This window comes from Streptomyces sp. NPDC047853 (genome assembly GCF_043204535.1).
Taxonomy (GTDB): domain Bacteria; phylum Actinomycetota; class Actinomycetes; order Streptomycetales; family Streptomycetaceae; genus Streptomyces.
The window spans coordinates 117,750-133,088 of the sequence record NZ_JBIDCI010000016.1 but is presented as its reverse complement, the minus strand read 5'-3'; the positions used below and the strand labels follow the sequence as shown (position 1 = coordinate 133,088).

General features: G+C 73.5%; 15 protein-coding genes. 6 read left to right on the top strand and 9 right to left on the bottom strand.

Annotated elements, in window-relative coordinates:
- Positions 1-93: 93 nt before the first annotated feature.
- Complete coding sequence (locus tag ACGF5T_RS27150; protein WP_366767476.1) at positions 94-921, top strand: MerR family transcriptional regulator; 828 nt, start codon at positions 94-96, stop codon at positions 919-921.
- A gap of 9 nt (positions 922-930) precedes the next feature.
- Here ACGF5T_RS27150 and ACGF5T_RS27145 read toward each other — a convergent pair whose 3' ends face one another.
- From ACGF5T_RS27145 to ACGF5T_RS27135, 3 genes are read right to left on the bottom strand one after another with little or no spacing between them, the layout of a single operon-like run.
- A complete protein-coding gene (locus ACGF5T_RS27145; protein WP_366767475.1) occupies positions 931-3,117 on the bottom strand; it encodes a 3-hydroxyacyl-CoA dehydrogenase NAD-binding domain-containing protein in 2,187 nt (728 codons plus the stop codon).
- A gap of 47 nt (positions 3,118-3,164) precedes the next feature.
- Positions 3,165-4,379, bottom strand: a complete 1,215-nt coding sequence (locus tag ACGF5T_RS27140; protein WP_356610815.1) for an acetyl-CoA C-acetyltransferase — start codon at positions 4,377-4,379, stop codon at positions 3,165-3,167.
- Positions 4,380-4,390: 11 nt separating this feature from the next.
- A complete protein-coding gene (locus ACGF5T_RS27135; protein WP_366767488.1) occupies positions 4,391-5,572 on the bottom strand; it encodes a CaiB/BaiF CoA-transferase family protein in 1,182 nt (393 codons plus the stop codon).
- A 205-nt stretch (positions 5,573-5,777) separates the two neighbouring features.
- On the opposite strand from ACGF5T_RS27135, the gene ACGF5T_RS27130 reads away from it, so the two are divergent.
- The gene (locus tag ACGF5T_RS27130) at positions 5,778-6,956 is read left to right on the top strand and encodes a saccharopine dehydrogenase NADP-binding domain-containing protein (RefSeq protein ID WP_366767474.1); all 1,179 of its coding nucleotides are present in this window, start codon (positions 5,778-5,780) and stop codon (positions 6,954-6,956) included.
- Positions 6,957-6,990: 34 nt separating this feature from the next.
- Here ACGF5T_RS27130 and mmpA read toward each other — a convergent pair whose 3' ends face one another.
- Positions 6,991-7,140, bottom strand: a complete 150-nt coding sequence (gene mmpA, locus ACGF5T_RS27125) for a morphogenic membrane protein MmpA (RefSeq protein WP_356610817.1) — start codon at positions 7,138-7,140, stop codon at positions 6,991-6,993.
- Between the two features lie 214 nt (positions 7,141-7,354).
- Between mmpA and ACGF5T_RS27120 the strand changes: the two genes are divergently transcribed.
- Positions 7,355-7,549, top strand: coding sequence for a hypothetical protein (locus ACGF5T_RS27120; RefSeq protein WP_361018296.1), 195 nt, complete (start codon positions 7,355-7,357; stop codon positions 7,547-7,549).
- Here ACGF5T_RS27120 and ACGF5T_RS27115 read toward each other — a convergent pair.
- The 3 genes from ACGF5T_RS27115 to ACGF5T_RS27105 form a co-directional block, all read right to left on the bottom strand.
- Positions 7,537-8,238: an endonuclease V gene (locus ACGF5T_RS27115; RefSeq protein WP_366767473.1), complete on the bottom strand. Its 702-nt coding sequence runs from the start codon at positions 8,236-8,238 to the stop codon at positions 7,537-7,539. The two genes, ACGF5T_RS27120 and ACGF5T_RS27115, sit on opposite strands and share 13 nt — an antisense overlap.
- A 282-nt stretch (positions 8,239-8,520) precedes the next feature.
- Positions 8,521-8,850, bottom strand: coding sequence for a plasmid stabilization protein (locus ACGF5T_RS27110; protein ID WP_356610820.1), 330 nt, complete (start codon positions 8,848-8,850; stop codon positions 8,521-8,523).
- 72 nt (positions 8,851-8,922) lie between these two features.
- The gene (locus ACGF5T_RS27105) at positions 8,923-10,023 is read right to left on the bottom strand and encodes an oxidoreductase (protein WP_366767472.1); all 1,101 of its coding nucleotides are present in this window, start codon (positions 10,021-10,023) and stop codon (positions 8,923-8,925) included.
- Positions 10,024-10,286: 263 nt separating this feature from the next.
- Between ACGF5T_RS27105 and ACGF5T_RS27100 the strand changes: the two genes are divergently transcribed.
- Positions 10,287-10,703 (top strand): SsgA family sporulation/cell division regulator, encoded by a 417-nt coding sequence (locus tag ACGF5T_RS27100; protein ID WP_356610824.1) that lies wholly within the window; start codon positions 10,287-10,289, stop codon positions 10,701-10,703.
- 157 nt (positions 10,704-10,860) lie between these two features.
- Here the strand turns inward: ACGF5T_RS27100 and ACGF5T_RS27095 are convergent, their stop codons facing one another.
- Positions 10,861-11,532, bottom strand: coding sequence for a GPP34 family phosphoprotein (locus ACGF5T_RS27095; RefSeq protein WP_366767471.1), 672 nt, complete (start codon positions 11,530-11,532; stop codon positions 10,861-10,863).
- Positions 11,533-11,882: 350 nt separating this feature from the next.
- Here ACGF5T_RS27095 and ACGF5T_RS27090 point away from each other — a divergent pair, with 350 nt between their 5' ends.
- Together ACGF5T_RS27090 and ACGF5T_RS27085 are read left to right on the top strand one after the other, a co-directional pair.
- Complete coding sequence (locus tag ACGF5T_RS27090) at positions 11,883-13,499, top strand: ABC-F family ATP-binding cassette domain-containing protein (protein ID WP_366767470.1); 1,617 nt, start codon at positions 11,883-11,885, stop codon at positions 13,497-13,499.
- Between the two features lie 418 nt (positions 13,500-13,917).
- On the top strand, positions 13,918-14,892 hold the full coding sequence (locus ACGF5T_RS27085) for an acyl-ACP desaturase (protein ID WP_356610830.1): 975 nt from the start codon (positions 13,918-13,920) through the stop codon (positions 14,890-14,892).
- Positions 14,893-14,944: 52 nt separating this feature from the next.
- Here ACGF5T_RS27085 and ACGF5T_RS27080 read toward each other — a convergent pair whose 3' ends face one another.
- Positions 14,945-15,193, bottom strand: coding sequence for a WhiB family transcriptional regulator (locus ACGF5T_RS27080; RefSeq protein WP_356610831.1), 249 nt, complete (start codon positions 15,191-15,193; stop codon positions 14,945-14,947).
- Positions 15,194-15,339: the final 146 nt, after the last annotated feature.

Below are 15,339 nucleotides of genomic sequence, written 5' to 3'. Positions count from 1 at the left end.
CACACAGCGTGACTTCTCACAAGATCGGTCGGCGGTCTCCACTCGGTGCACAAGAGGTGTCACAGCGTTGGTGAGACAGCGATACTGCTGCACATGACGACGACCGACACCGGGGAGCCCGCCCTCACGATCGACGAGCTGGCGGCGCGGGCCGGCGTCACGGTGCGCAAGGTCCGCTTCTACGGCACCCGGGGGCTGCTGCCGCCCCCCGCGATCGGCCCGCGACGGGTGGGACGCTACGGCGGGGAGCACCTGGCCCGGCTGGCGCTGATCGAGGAGTTGCAGCACCAGGGCATGACGCTGGCCGCGATCGAGCGGTACCTGGGGCAGCTGCCGCCGGACCTGAGCCCGCACGACCTCGCGCTGCACCGGGCCGTGGTGGCCTCCTGGGCGCCGGAGGCGGTGGAGACGGTCACGCGGGAGGAGCTGGGCCGGCGGGCGGGCCGGCCGGTGACCGACGAGGAGGTGAGCCGGCTCGTGGCGATGGACGTCGCCGTGCCCGACGGCGACGGCTACCGCGTCGACGCCGGGCTGCTGCGGCTCGGCGTCGAGCTGCTCGACGTGCCCCTCTCCCCCGAGACGGTCCTCGCCGCCCGCACCGCCCTGCTCGCACACTCCCGCGCCGCCGCGCGGGACCTGTCGCGGCTGCTGCGCGACGCGGTCGCCGAACGCGACGCGCGGGACGTGCGGTCGCTCTCCGCCCACATGCACCCGCTGGTGGTGCAGGCGCTGCTGACCACGTTCCAGCGGTCGCTCCGCGAGGAGCTGCGGGAGTGGCTCGACAAGGACGGCGACGGGGACGCCGGTGCGGAAGCCGGTACGGCCACCGGCGCGAAAGCCGGCGGCGACGCCTCCGGAGGTGTCGGCACCCCCGGCGGCACCGGCGCCGGCACGGACACCGGCCCGGGCGCCGCCGGGTGATCCGGCGGCTCAGCGGCCGTCGGTGAAGACCTCCCCCTTGTCCGCCTTCTCCACCAGCAGCGCGGGCGGCGTGAAGCGCTCGCCGTAGCGGTCGGCCAGCTCGCGCGCGCGGGCGACGAAGGCGGGCAGCCCGGCGCCGCCGTCGTAGCCGTTGATGTACTGGAGGACGCCGCCGGTCCAGCCGGGGAAGCCGATGCCGAGGATCGAGCCGATGTTGGCGTCGGCGACGGAGGTCAGCACGCCCTCCTCCAGGAGCCGCACCGTGTCGAGCGCCTCCGAGAAGAGCATGCGCTCCTGCATGTCCTCGAAGGGGATCGCGTAACCCGGCTTGGTGAAGTGCTCGCGCAGGCCCGGCCACAGGCCCGCCCGCCTGCCGTCCTCGCCGTACTCGTAGAACCCGGCGCCGCCGCTGCGGCCGGGGCGCTCGAACTCGTCCACCATGCGGTCGATGACGGCCTCGGCGGGGTGCGCGGTCCAGGTGCCGCCCGCCTCCTCCACGGCCCGCTTCGTCTCCTGGCGGATCTTGCGCGGGAGGGTGAGCGTCAGCTCGTCCATCAGGGAGAGCACCTTGGCCGGGTAGCCCGCCTGGGCCGCCGCCTGCTCGACGGAGGCGGGCTCGACGCCCTCGCCGACCATCGCCACCCCCTCGTTGATGAAGTGGCCGATGACCCGGGAGGTGAAGAAGCCGCGCGAGTCGTTGACGACGATCGGGGTCTTGCCGATCTGCCGGACCAGGTCGAAGGCGCGGGCCAGCGCCTCGTCGCCCGTGCGCTCGCCCTTGATGATCTCGACGAGCGGCATCTTGTCGACCGGCGAGAAGAAGTGCAGTCCGATGAAGTCGGCCTGCCGCTCGACCCCCTCGGCCAGCGCGGTGATGGGGAGCGTGGAGGTGTTGGAGCAGAGCAGCGCGTCGGCGTCGACGACGTCCTGGATCTCCTGGAACACCTTGTGCTTGAGCGAGGTGTCCTCGAAGACCGCCTCGATGACCGCGTCGCAGCCCGCGAGGTCGGCGGCCTCGGCGGTCGGCGTGATGCGGGCGAGCAGGGCGTCGGCCTTCTCCCGCGTGGTCCGGCCCTTGGCGACGGCCTTGGCGCACAGCTTCTCGGAGTAGCCCTTGCCCTTGAGGGCCGACTCCAGGGAGACGTCCTTGAGGACGACGTCGATGCCCGCGCGGGCGCACGAGTAGGCGATGCCGGCTCCCATCATGCCGGCGCCCAGGACGGCCACCCTGGTGACCTTGCGGGGCTCCACGCCCCGGGGGCGGTTGGCGCCGGAGTTGACGGCCTGGAGGTCGAAGAAGAACGCCTGGATCATGTTCTTCGCGGTCTGGCCGGCGGCCAGCTCGACGAAGTAGCGGGCCTCGATGACCTGCGCGGTCTCGAAGTCGACCTGGGAGCCCTCGACCGCGGCGGCCATGATGTTGCGCGGCGCCGGGTAGGGGGCGCCGGCGGTCTGCTTGCGCAGGTTGGCGGGGAAGGCGGGGAGGTTGGCCGCGAACTTCGGGTGGGACGGGGTGCCGCCGGGGATGCGGTAGCCCGGCCTGTCCCACGGCTGGGCGGACTCCGGGTGGGCGTCGATGAAGGCGCGGGCCTTGGCGATCAGGTCCTCGCGGCTGTCGGCGACCTCGTCGACCAGGCCGTTCTCCAGGGCGCGGCGCGGGTTGTACTGGGTGCCCTGGAGGAGGACCTTCAGCAGCGCGTCGGTGATGCCGAGCATGCGGACGGTGCGGACGACACCGCCGCCCCCGGGGAGCAGGCCGAGGGTGACCTCGGGGCAGCCGATCTTGGAGCCGGGCGCGTCCAGGGCGACGCGGTGGTGGCAGGCGAGGGCGATCTCGTAGCCGCCGCCGAGGGCCGCGCCGTTCATCGCGGCGACGACGGGCTTGCCGAGGGTCTCGATGCGGCGCAGGTTCCGCTTGATCGCCATGCCGCCATCGAAGAGGTCCTGGGCGGTCTCCGGGGTGACGCGGATCAGGTCGCGCAGGTCGCCGCCGGCGAAGAAGGTCTTCTTGGCGGAGGTGACGATGACGCCGCGGATCGCGTCCTTCTCGGCCTCCAGACGGTCGGTGACCACCGCGAGGGACTCGCGGAACGCCTGGTTCATGGTGTTCGCGGACTGGGCGGGGTCGTCGAGGACGAGGGTGACGACTCCGGTGTCGTCCTGTTCCCAGCGGATGGTGGTGCTCTCGGTCGTCATGACAGGGGTCTCCAGTGAGGTCTTTGTGGCCGCGGTTCCGCAGGGAGTCAGATGCGCTCGACGATGGTGGCGATGCCCATGCCGCCGCCGACGCAGAGGGTGGCGAGGCCGTAGCGCTTGTCCTGGCGCTCCAGTTCGTCGACGAGGGTGCCGAGGATCATCGCGCCGGTGGCGCCGAGGGGGTGGCCGAGCGCGATGGCCCCGCCGTTGACGTTGACCTTGTCCAGGGACAGGCCCATGTCCTTCACGAAGCGCAGGACGACGGCCGCGAAGGCCTCGTTGATCTCGACGAGGTCGATGTCGTCGATGGTCAGCCCGGCCTTGGCGAGCGCCTTGCGGGTGGCGGGGGCGGGACCGGTGAGCATGATGGTGGGCTCGGAGCCGGAGACGGCGGCGGAGACGATCCGGGCCCGCGGGGTGAGGCCGTAGCGCTCGCCGACCTCCTTGGAGCCGATGGCGACCAGGGAGGCGCCGTCCACGATGCCGGAGGAGTTGCCCGCGTGGTGGACGTGGTCGATCTTCTCGACCCAGTGGTACTTCTGGAGCGCCACGGCGTCGAAGCCGCCGAGTTCGCCGATGTCGGCGAAGGACGGCTTGAGGCCCGCGAGGGAGTCGGCGGTGGTGCCGGGGCGCAGGTGCTCGTCGTGGTCGAGGACGGTGAGGCCGGCGCGGTCCCGGACGGGGACCACGGAGCGCTCGAAGCGGTTCTCCTTCCACGCCGTGGCCGCGCGCTCCTGGGAGAGGGCCGCGTACTCGTCGACGTCGCGGCGGGAGAAGCCCTCGATGGTGGCGATGAGGTCGGCGCCGATGCCCTGCGGCACGAAGTTGGTGGCGAGGTTGGTCATCGGGTCGTTGAACCAGGCGCCGCCGTCCGAGGCCATCGGCACCCGGGACATCGATTCGACGCCGCCGGCGAGGACCAGGTCCTCCCAGCCGGAGCGGACCTTGGCGGCGGCCAGGTTGACGGCCTCCAGGCCCGAGGCGCAGAAGCGGTTCTCCTGGACGCCGGCCACGGTGTCGGGCAGTCCGGCGGCGATGGCGGCGATGCGGGCGATGTCGGAGCCCTGGTCGCCGACGGGGCCGACGACGCCGAGCACGATGTCGTCCACGGCGGCCGGGTCCAGGTCGGGGAAGCGGGCGCGGATCTCGTGGATGAGGCCGACGACCAGGTCGACGGGCTTCGTGCCGTGCAGGGCGCCGTTCGCCTTGCCGCGTCCGCGCGGGGTGCGGATCGCGTCGTACACGTACGCTTCGGTGGTCACTGGCAGGCCTTTCACAGAGGGTCGGGTGCGAGGTTCAAGGCGGTGTCCGGGCGCCGGGGCAGGTCCCAGTCGCGGGCCACGGCCTCGGCGTCGGCGCCCGGCAGGGCGGGGCCGGTGCGGACGGCGGTGGGGGTCGCGGAGAAGCGGGGCGCGGGGGCGGGCTGGGTGATGCCGCCGTGGTCGGTGAAGGTGCCGCGGGCGGCCAGGTGCGGGTGGTGCGGGGCCTCGCGGAGCGACAGGACGGGCGCCACGCAGGCGTCGGAGCCGTCGAAGACGGCCGTCCACTCGTCCCGGGTACGGGTCGCGAACCGGGCGGCGATGGCGTCGCGCAGCTCCGCCCAGCGGGCCGGGTCGTCGCGGGCGGGTGCCCGGTCGGGAATGCCGAGCAGCTCCATGAACTGCGCGTAGAACCGGGGTTCCAGGGCGCCGACCGCCATGTGGCGGCCGTCGGCGGTCGCGTAGGTGCCGTAGAAGGGGCAGCCGCCGTCGAGGAGGTTGGCGCCCCTGCGGTCCTGCCAGGCGCCGGCGGCGAGCATGCCGTGGATCATCGAGGAGAGGTGGGCCGTGCCGTCGACGATGGCGGCGTCGACGACCTGTCCGGCGCCGCTCGCACGGGCGTGGTGCAGGGCGGCGAGGATTCCGACGACCAGGTAGAGGGAGCCGCCCGCGTAGTCGCCCACCAGGTTGGCCGGGACGGCCGGGGGCTCGTCCGGGGCGCCGATCATGCCGAGGGCCCCGGTGAGCGCGATGTACCCGATGTCGTGTCCGGCGCGGTCGGCGAGCGGGCCGTGCTGGCCCCAGCCGGTCATGCGGCCGTAGACCAGGCGCGGGTTGCGGGTGTGGCAGTCGTCCGGTCCGACACCGAGCCGTTCGGCGACGCCGGGGCGGTAGCCCTCGATCAGCACGTCGGCGCGTTCGGCGAGGTCCAGGACCCTGGCCGGGCCGTCCGGCGCCTTGAGGTCGACGATCACCGAACGTTTGTTGCGGTTGGTGACGTCGCGGGCGGGGTCGATCCCGAGGCCGGCGCCGCCCGGGCGGTCGACGCGGACCACGTCGGCCCCGAGGTCGGCCAGGAGCATGGCGGCGAAGGGGCCGGGACCGATACCGGCCAGTTCGAGCACGCGCACCCCGCCGAGCGGGCCCGCGCCGGGCTCCGGCCCCGGCTCTCGCCCCGGCGTCCTCGCTCCCGACATGGAGCCCCCAGTCATGTGACACAGTTGCTGTAACACCAGTGATGCTAGGAACGTGTTCCACCGGACACAAGACCCGGACGAGCAAGCGCTTAGCCAATTATGGCCGGGTCCCTCTCCGGGTCGGCAGTCCTCACGCTAGCCTCGGCCACCGGCGACGGCGCGTGCTGCGGGTCCAGGGGTCGCCGAAGGGTGACGAAGGGATGTCATGAGCAGGCTGAACAAGGCCGACCGGCCGTACGACGTCGTGCTCTTCGGGGCGACGGGTTTCGTCGGTGGACTCACCGCGGAGTACCTCGCCGCGCACGCGCCCGACGGGCTGCGCTGGGCGATCGCCGGGCGCAGCGAGGAGAGGCTGCGGCGGCTGCGGGAGCGGCTGCCGGGCGCGCCGGAGGTCGGCGTCCTGCACGCCGACGTGAGCGAGCCCGCCTCGCTGCGCGCACTGGCCGAGCGGGCGCGCGTGGTGGCCACGACGGTGGGTCCGTACGTCCGGTACGGCGACGAGCTGGTCGCCGCCTGCGCGGAGAGCGGCACGGACTATCTCGACCTCACCGGTGAGCCCGAGTTCGTGGACCTGACGTACGTGCGCCACGACGCACGCGCGCGGGAGACCGGCGCGCGGCTGGTGCACGCCTGCGGCTTCGACTCGGTACCGCACGACCTCGGCGTGCGCTTCACCGTGCGGCAGCTCCCGGAGGGCGTGCCGCTGACCGTGGACGGCTTCGTCAGCGTCGACGCCGCCTTCTCGGGCGGTACGTTCGCCTCCGCGCTGGGGCAGTTGGCGCGCGGCCGGCAGCTGCGGGCCGCCGCGCGGGAACGCCGGCGGCACGAGCCGCGGCTGGTGGGCCGCCGCGCGGTGGCACCGACGGGCGCGCCGCGGTTCGCCGGGGAGGTCGGCGCCTGGGCGTTGCCGCTGCCGACCATCGACGCGCAGATCGTACGGCGGTCCGCGAAGGCCCTGGACCGCTACGGCCCCGACTTCCGCTACCGCCACTACGCGGCCATCCGGCACCTGCCCGTCGCCGTCGGCGGAGCGGCGGCGGTGGGCGCGCTGGCGGTGGCGGCCCAGGTACCGCGGGCGCGGCACTGGCTGTCCGACCGGCTCAAGCCGGGCGACGGGCCCAGCGCCGAGAAGCGGGCGCGGAGCCGGTTCTCAGTCCGTTTCGTCGGCGAGGGCGGTGGCCGGAAGGTGTTCACCGAGGTCACGGGCGGCGACCCGGGGTACGACGAGACGGCGAAGATGTTCGCCGAGGCGGCACTCTCGCTCGCCCTCGACGAGCTGCCGCAGGTGGCCGGGCAGGTCACCACGGCCGTGGCGATGGGGGACGCCCTGACCGGGCGCCTGCGGGCGGCGGGCATCGGCTTCCGGGTGGCCGCGACCCGCTGACGGGCGGTTCCGGTCCGGTGCGACGGACCGGGCCCTAACCCGACCATCCGGCGATCGTGTAGATCATCCCGCCGATCCATGCGACCCCGGCCGCCATGGCGAGCACCAGGCCGGCCACCACCGCCCGCTCGACCGGCCGGCCGGGTCGGTGGGCGGACTGCCGGGGTGCGCGGTGTGTCGTCATGGACCCAGCCTGTCGCCCGTCGGGGGGCGGGCACATCCGTACGGGTACTCAGTCGACCTGGGTGGTCCGTACGGGTGCCCGGACCCGGCGGGGGCCGGCGCGACAGCCGCGGGGCCCGCACCCCCATTTGAGACTTTCACCGTGCCGGCTCATGACAGCCGCTGTCCGGGCGCGGCCAAGTCCCTACAAGGAGTTCAATGAAATCCTTGAAGGTATGAAGTTCCTTCTAGAAGTCACCATGGACGAGGGCGCGCTCGCCGAGGACCCCACGGGCGAGTTGCAGCGCATCCTGCGGTACTGGGGCGGCAACCTGAAGCACTACGCGCTGGAGGCCGGCGACGGTTCGGCCGTCTACGACTCCGCCTACCGGGAGGTGGGCCGCTGGAGCATCGAGGGTCAGGCCGGGTAGGCGGCCGACCGCAGGGCCTCGCGGCACAGTGCGTCGGCCCGGCGGGTGGTCTCCGGCAACCGGTAGGCCGGAGCCAGCGCCAGGGTGTGTGCGCAGGCGTTGTCGAGGCTCACGCGGTGGCCGACGGAGACGAAGACCGGCTTGACGCCCTCGCGCGTACGGACGGCACGCCCGACCTCCTCGGCGCCGGCGAGCAGCGGGGCGGTACTCCCGCGCGCGGGGCCCGGATCGTCGTACGTGAAGGTGAACGGGTTCTTGGCGACGCCGATCGTGGGCAGCCCGGTGAGGACGCCGAGGTGACTGGCGAGGCCGAAGCGGCGCGGGTGGGCGAGGCCGTAGCCGTCGCAGACGATCAGGCCCGATGAGCGGGGCAGCGCGTCGAGGGCGGCCAGGACCGTCGGGATCTCGCGGAAGGCCAGCAGGCCGGGCACGTAGGGGAAGGAGATCCGCCCGACGGCCGTGGCCTCGGCGACGACGTCGAGGGTCGCGGCGTCGAGGACGACGGCGGCCGCCGCGACGACGTCCCGCTCGTCGTCGTAGGCGACGTCCACGCCGGTCACCATGCCGGTGCCGGGCGGCGGGCCCGGTTCGTGCAGCACCACGCGGGCCCGCAGTCCGTCCTGGACGGCGCGGGCCCGCTCCTCGGTCGCGGGCCAGTCGTCGGGGATCCGCGCGGTCACGGTCGTCATGATGGCCGCAGCCTACGGGAGTCCGCAGCGGGCTCGCGATCTTGTGCCCGCGCGAGCGGTCCCGCACCGCGGGGTGTCCCGGCGTCCGGACGCGAGGAGCCCCGCGACGGCGGGGTGGTCATCGCCGTCGCGGGGGACCGTGCGCGGATCGAGGGGATCCCTCGGGTGGCTCCTGCGTCAGGTCCGGTGGGAGCGTGTGGAGCGCGTCACGGGTCCGTCGCCACGGACGTCGCGCCGGAACCGGCACGGTGCCGGGACACCTCCGCCTGAGGGCCGTGCGGCTCACTTGCCCAGCGCGCGCTGCAGTTCGCCCTTGTTCATGCTCGAACGGCCGCTGACGCCGCGGCGCTTGGCCTCCTGGTAGAGCTGGTCGTAGGTGGGCCCCTGGGGGCCCTGCCGGTTGCCCGACCGCTGGCCGCCGCGCTTGCTCGGCGACTTGTCCTGGGTGGACGTACGGCTGGCGGTCTTCGACTCGCCGGACTGGGCACGCTCCTTGTTCACCGTCCGGGCCGCGATCTCCTTGGCGCGACCGGTGCTCTCGCCACGGCTCTCGGCGCTGTCCTTGATGTGCTCGTACTGCCGCTCCCGCTTGGGGCTCGACCCGCGTGGCATGTCCGCTCACTTCCTCTCGCGTTCGGCGAACGGGTACCCACGTTACGGACGAGCACCCCGTCGCGCGCGGCGTCACAGCTCCAGCCGGGCGACCCGTCCCCGCTCGCCGGCCGCCCAACAGCCCAGGTCCGGCGTGCAGTCCACGGTGTCGTACGACCCCGTGTCGAGCGTCCGCCAGGTGGTGCCGCCGTCCGTGGTGAGGTCCGTACCGGTGGGCCCGACCGCGAGGGCGGCGGTGCGACTGTGCGGGAGCCAGGCGACGCCGGAGCGGTAGGCCGGCGGGGGGCCGCCCGCGGGCCGCCAGGCGCGACCTCCGTCGGTGGTCCGGGCGGCGGCGCGCGGGGAGCTCTGGTCGGGGCGGTGGTCGCCGCCGACCGCGAGGCCGTGGAGGCGGTCGCGGAAGGCGAGGGCGAAGACGCCCCGGGCCGGGTCGCCCGCCGGGACCGGGACGTCGGCGGGCGTCCAGGTGAGCCCGCGGTCGGCGGAGTGCAGCACCCGCGCGCGTGCGGCGCCGCCGGTGGCCAGCCACACGTCCTTCGGTCCGGACGCCACCAGGCACTGGCCACTGGCCGCGAAGCCGGCCTCGCCCTGCTGCGCGGCGGGCATGCCGCGGCTCGGCAGCACCTTCCAGGAGCGGCCGCCGTCGCCGGTGGCCAGGATGCGGAACCTGCCGTCCACCGGATCGCTCATGGCGAGGCCGTGGCGGTGGTCGAAGAAGGTGAGGCAGTCGTAGAAGGCCCGTGCGTCGGTGTTGCGGAAGGACTCGGTCCAGGTCGCCCCGCCGTCGTCGGTGCGGTAGACGCGGGACGCCTCGCCCTCGCCGATGGCCAGGACCACGGCGCGGCGGGCGTCGAACGCCTCGACGTCCCGGAACTCCAGCTCGCCGGCGCCCGGTGGCGAGACGTTCCGCCAGGTGTCGCCGCCGTCGGTGGTGCGCAGGACCGTGCCCCGGCTGCCGGCCACCCAGGCGGTGTGCCTGCTGACGGCCGCGAGCCCCCGGAACCTGGCGTCGGACACGCCGGTCGCCTTCACCTCCCAGTGCGGCGGCCGGTGCTGCGCCTGTGCGGGGGCGGCCGTCAGGGCGGCCAGGGCCGCCGCGCACACCGCTGCCGCGACCACCGCCCGGCCCCCTCCCCCGCCGCCGGTTCGGACGGACCGTGCCGTGCGTCGCATGCTTCCCAAGCGCCTCATGGCGGGCGAAGCTAGCCCACCGCCCCGGTGCCGTCCAGAGGGCCCGGACGGTGGGCGGCTGTGCGCGCGAGTGGCGCAAGTGCCGGGCGTGGCACCCGAGGAGAGCCGTGTCACTCCCGTGCATGAACGCGGTGACAGAGGTCACTAGCTTCTCGTGTGCACGGATTGGTTGATTCCGTCGTCTCTTCCAGTGCCCGGCCCGTACACCCCCCGAGCCCGTCCAGCCGTCACGAGGGAGCAAGGCGTTGTCCACCGTCATCGAGCACCCCGTCGAGGCGCGTCTCGTCGCCGCCGCGCCGCGTATGCCGAGCATTCCCGCCACCCTGCACTACGACCGCGGCGACCCGTTCGCCGTCCGCATGACCTTCCCCGCCCCGGCCACCCTCGAAGGCGTGGAGGTCTGCTGGACCTTCTCCCGCGAACTGCTCATCTCCGGGATGCGGGAGCCGGACGGTCACGGCGACGTGCGGGTGCGGCCGTACGGGTACGACCGCACCGTCATGGAGTTCCACGCGCCCGAGGGCACGGCCGTGATCCACGTCCGTTCGGGCGAGCTGCGCCGGTTCCTGCAGGCCACCGGTGAGCTGGTGCCGGTGGGGCTGGAGCACCTCCAGCTGGATCTGGACCGCGACCTGGCGGAGTTGATGCGCGGCACCTGCTGACCGCACGGCCCCGAAGCCGAGCCGCGGAACCCCTGGGCTCCACAACCCGCCGGGGCCGTCGGCGCCGGGGCCGGGGTCCTGACGAGCCCGGCGGAGGGAGGAGCCGGCGCCGGGGGCCGAACCCCGCCGGCCCCCGACCGACGAGGGACGCGCCCGTTCAGCCGCCCGTCGACGCCACGGTTCGTGCCGTCTCGGCGCTCACGGCGCCCCACACCTCGCCGACGATCTTCCGCAGCCCGGGGGCCGCCGCCCCGCTGCGACCGGTCAGTTCCGCGATCCTGCGTTCGCGACGCGCGCCCCTCACGACGGGTCCGAGGGTGCGCAGTTCCGCGGCGGCCGCCAGCGCGGCCACGGCCGCGTCCCGCTCGGACACCTCCCCGGCCGGTACCGGGCCCTCGATGGCGTACCGCGTCTCCTCGCGCAGGACCTGCGCGGCGGCGGTCCGCGCGAGCACGTGCTCCACCGACGGGAAGACGCCCAGGACGCGCTTCTTGCGGGCGCGCAGATACCCGTCGGCCACCAACTGCTCCCGGACGGCGTCGAAGGTGACCCGGGCGTGCAGCCTCACCCAGGTGCGCCACCGGTGCGGCATCGACTCGCGGACGAGGTCCAGCACCCCGTCGAGGACCGCGTCCGCGGTGCGCGAGTCCAGGTCGACGGGGGTGGCGATGCCCTCGGCGTCGACGAGCAGACCGCGCTGGGCCAGCTCGGTGAGCGCGCCGGCCCGCACCAGATGGTGCACCCGGGCGGTGTCACCGGCCCCGGGCCGCGCGGGGTCCCAGGCCAGCAGGCAGAGCCGGGCCGGCAGTGAGAGCGAGCCGTTGGGCACGGGACCTCCTCGGAGTCGTGGGACGGGGCGGGACCGGCCTCGGACCGGACCGGGGACCGGTCCGTAAAGGCGTTGACAGCCCACCCTGCCCCTCCTACGTTGTACAACGCTTCTGTTGCCGCCGATCGGAGAAGGACGTTGCTCGTCTGAGGTTCGAGACATCGCGCCACACCCGCCACGGGTGTGTACGTCGCGTGCGACCTCGGCGTTCGAGCCGTCCTTGCGGAACAGGGCCTTCTCCTGCCCGGTGCTCCCGGGCCCCTCCTTTCCGCGCCCCACGGCGGTCGCCGCCTCCGGTGTCTCGATACGCGTTTGCCCCTGACCGCATCGAGCAACCACGGAGACTACGCATGTCCGCTTCCCTCACCTGTACCTCCCTCTCCTTCGCCTGGCCGGACGGCACCCCCGTGTTCGAAGGACTCGACGCCGCGTTCGGCCCTGGCAGGACCGGGCTCGTCGGAGTCAACGGGTCCGGCAAGTCGACCCTGTTGAAGCTCCTCGCCGGACGGCTCACCCCGACCGACGGCACCGTCCACGTCTCCGGCGAGGTCGGTCATCTCCCGCAGAACGTCACGCTCGACACCGCGTCGCGGGTCGACGAGGCGCTCGGCATCGCCGCGCGGCGGACCGCGCTGCACGCCATCGAGGCCGGTGACGTGGCCGAGGAGCACTTCGAGACCGTCGGCGACGACTGGGACGTCGAGGAGCGGGCCCTCGCCACGCTCGGCGAACTCGGCCTCGGCCACGTGGGGCTGGACCGCACCGTCGGCGAGGTCTCGGGCGGGGAGTCGGTGCTGCTGCGGCTGGCCGCGCTGCTGCTGCGCCGGCCCGACGTCCTGCTGCTGGACGAGCCCACCAACAACCTCGATCGGTACGCGCGCGAACGGCTGTACGCGGCCGTCGAGAGCCGGCCGGGCCCGATGGTCGTGGTCAGCCACGACCGGGAGCTGCTGGAACGCGTCGACCAGATCGCCGACCTGCGCTCGGGCGCGATCACCTGGTACGGCGGCTGCTTCTCGGCGTACGAGGAGGCGCTGGCGGTGGAGCAGGAGGCGGCCGAACGGATGGTGCGGGTCGCCGAGTCGGACCTGCGCAGGCAGAAGCGCGAGCTGACCGACGCCCACGTGACCCTGGCCCGGCGCAAGCGGTACGGCCAGAAGATGTACGACACCAAGCGCGAGCCCCGCGCGGTGATGCGGCTGCGCAAGCGCTCCGCGCAGGAGTCCGCCGGCAAGTACCGCGTCATGCACGAGGAGAAGCTCACCGAGGCCAGGGAGCGGCTCGGCGAAGCGGAACGGGCGGTGCGGGACGACGACGAGATCCGCGTCGACCTGCCGTACACGGCCGTGCCGGCGGGCCGGTCGGTGCTCACTCTGCGGGAGCTGGAACTCGCGCACGGCATCAGGGTGAAGGGCGGCCTCGACCTGCACGGCCCCGAGCGGATCGCGCTGACCGGGCGCAACGGCGCGGGCAAGACGACGCTGCTGCGCACGATCGCCGGGGAGTTGGAGCCGGTGTCGGGCGAGGCGACGGTCCACGTCCCGCTGCGGTTCCTGCCGCAGCGCCTGGACGTCCTCGACGGCGAGCTGAGCGTCGCCGAGAACGTGGCCCGGTTCGCGCCGGGCGCCACCGACAACCGGGTCCGGGCGCTGCTGGCCCGCTTCCTGTTCCGGGGCGCCCGCGCCGACCAGCGGGCGGCGACGCTGTCGGGCGGGGAACTCTTCCGGGCGACGCTGGCGGCGCTGATGCTGGCCGAGCCCGCTCCGCAGCTGCTGGTGCTGGACGAGCCGACGAACAACCTCGACCTGGCGAGCGTCCGGCAGCTCACCACCGCGCTGGAGTCGTACGAAGGGGCGCTGATCGTGGCCGGCCACGACCTGCCGTTCCTGGACTCGATCGGCGTCACCCGCACGCTGCTCATGGAAGGGGGCGAACTGAAGGACGCCGAGCCGGAAGCCGTCGGGTGATCCGGGCGGCGCCCGCGGGCCCGGCACGGCGGAGCGCCTCGGGGACGGCGGGGTTCCCTCCGCCGCGCCCCGGCTGCATGATGGCCGACCGGCGCCGCACCACGGGCGCCCCCCGACTCGCCGGGGGACTGGTGACCCACCAGCCGGGGAACCTGGACGCGACGACGCGTGTGACGTGCCTCTCGGTTCGGCTCCGGGAGCTGTGCGGCCGGGCCTCGCGCACGTCACCCGTTCGGCCCTGGGACCTGCGTGTCTCGGGGGCGCGCCGCACCCCCGTGGGCGGTGCTGATCAGCGGCCTTTACAGTGCATTTAACCTACGGTCTCGTAACCTACGGTTTCGTAGCCTACGATCCCGTAAGTCCCCGGCACCGCTCGCCGGACGCATTCCGCTTAGTCGCACGTCCCCTGGAGTTCTCTGTGACGATCGTCTCCCCGCACCTCGGCAGTTCCGCCGAATGGACCGACGCCCGGCTGCTGTACGCGCTGGAGGAAGTGGTCGAGACCGAACTGAACCGGCACCTGAAGGTCACCAAGGACTGGATGCCGCACGAGTACGTGCCCTGGAGCGACGGCCGCAACTTCCCCGGGTTCTTCGAGGACGGCGAGGCCTGGGAGAAGGGCCAGTCCAAGGTCACCGAGATCGGCCGGATCGCCCTGGTGGTCAACCTGCTGACCGAGGACAACCTCCCCAGCTACCACCACGAGATCGCGAGCCTCTTCGGCCGCGACGGCGCCTGGGGCACCTGGGTGCACCGCTGGACCGCCGAGGAGGGCCGCCACGGCATCGTGATGCGCGACTACCTGCTCGCCTCGCGCGCCGTCGACCCGGACCAGCTGGAGCAGTTCCGGATGGCCCACATGAGCGAGGGCTTCGAGTCGGACAACCGGCACTCCATGCTGCACTCGGTGGCCTACGTCGCCTTCCAGGAGCTGGCCACCCGCATCTCGCACCGCAACACGGGCCACCAGTCCGGCGACCCGGTCTGCGACCGCATGCTGGCCCGCATCGCGACCGACGAGAACCTGCACATGGTCTTCTACCGGAACCTGCTCAAGGCCGCCTTCGAGCTGGCGCCCGATCTGACGATGCAGGCGGTGCGGGACGTGGTCGTGAACTTCCGGATGCCCGGTCACGGCATGCCCGGCTTCGAGCGGGCCGCCGCGCAGATGGCGATCGGCGAGGTCTACAACCTGCGCATCCACCACGACGACGTGATCCAGCCGGTGCTGCGCTTCCTGAAGATCATGGAGATCGACGGCCTGGGCCCGGAGGGGCAGCAGGCGCAGGAGGAGCTGGGGCTGTACATGGGCGGGCTGGACGCGGAGGCCTCCAAGTTCGACGAGAAGCTCGCCGCGCGCAAGGCGCGGATGGCGGCCCGGGCGGCGGGCTGACCGACCCGGCCCGGCCCCGCCCGTCCCGCCGTGACGGCGCGGCGGGCGGGGCTCAGTACGTGGTGCGGCGCAGCGCCAGCCGTTCCTTCTCCGACAGCCCGCCCCAGACGCCGAAGCGTTCGTCGTTGTCGAGCGCGTACTCCAGGCAGGCCGAGCGGATCGGGCAGAGGGCGCAGATCCGCTTGGCGTCCCGGACGGAACTGCCGGGCTCGGGGAAGAAGAAGTCGCCCCCGGTCTGTGCGCACAACGCCTCCTGCTGCCAGGCGAGGTCGTCGGGCGTCGCGATCGTCTCGATGTGCATGCTCAGAGCGTGCCGGACGGCGAAAAACGTTCGATCAACGCGCGATCAACGCCGCGGGGACGGGCCTGCGGCCGACCCGATGGTCCCCCGCGACGGACGCGGGCGCACGGCGGCGCGCGGGAGCGGCGGCCGGCGGCCGGCGGTCG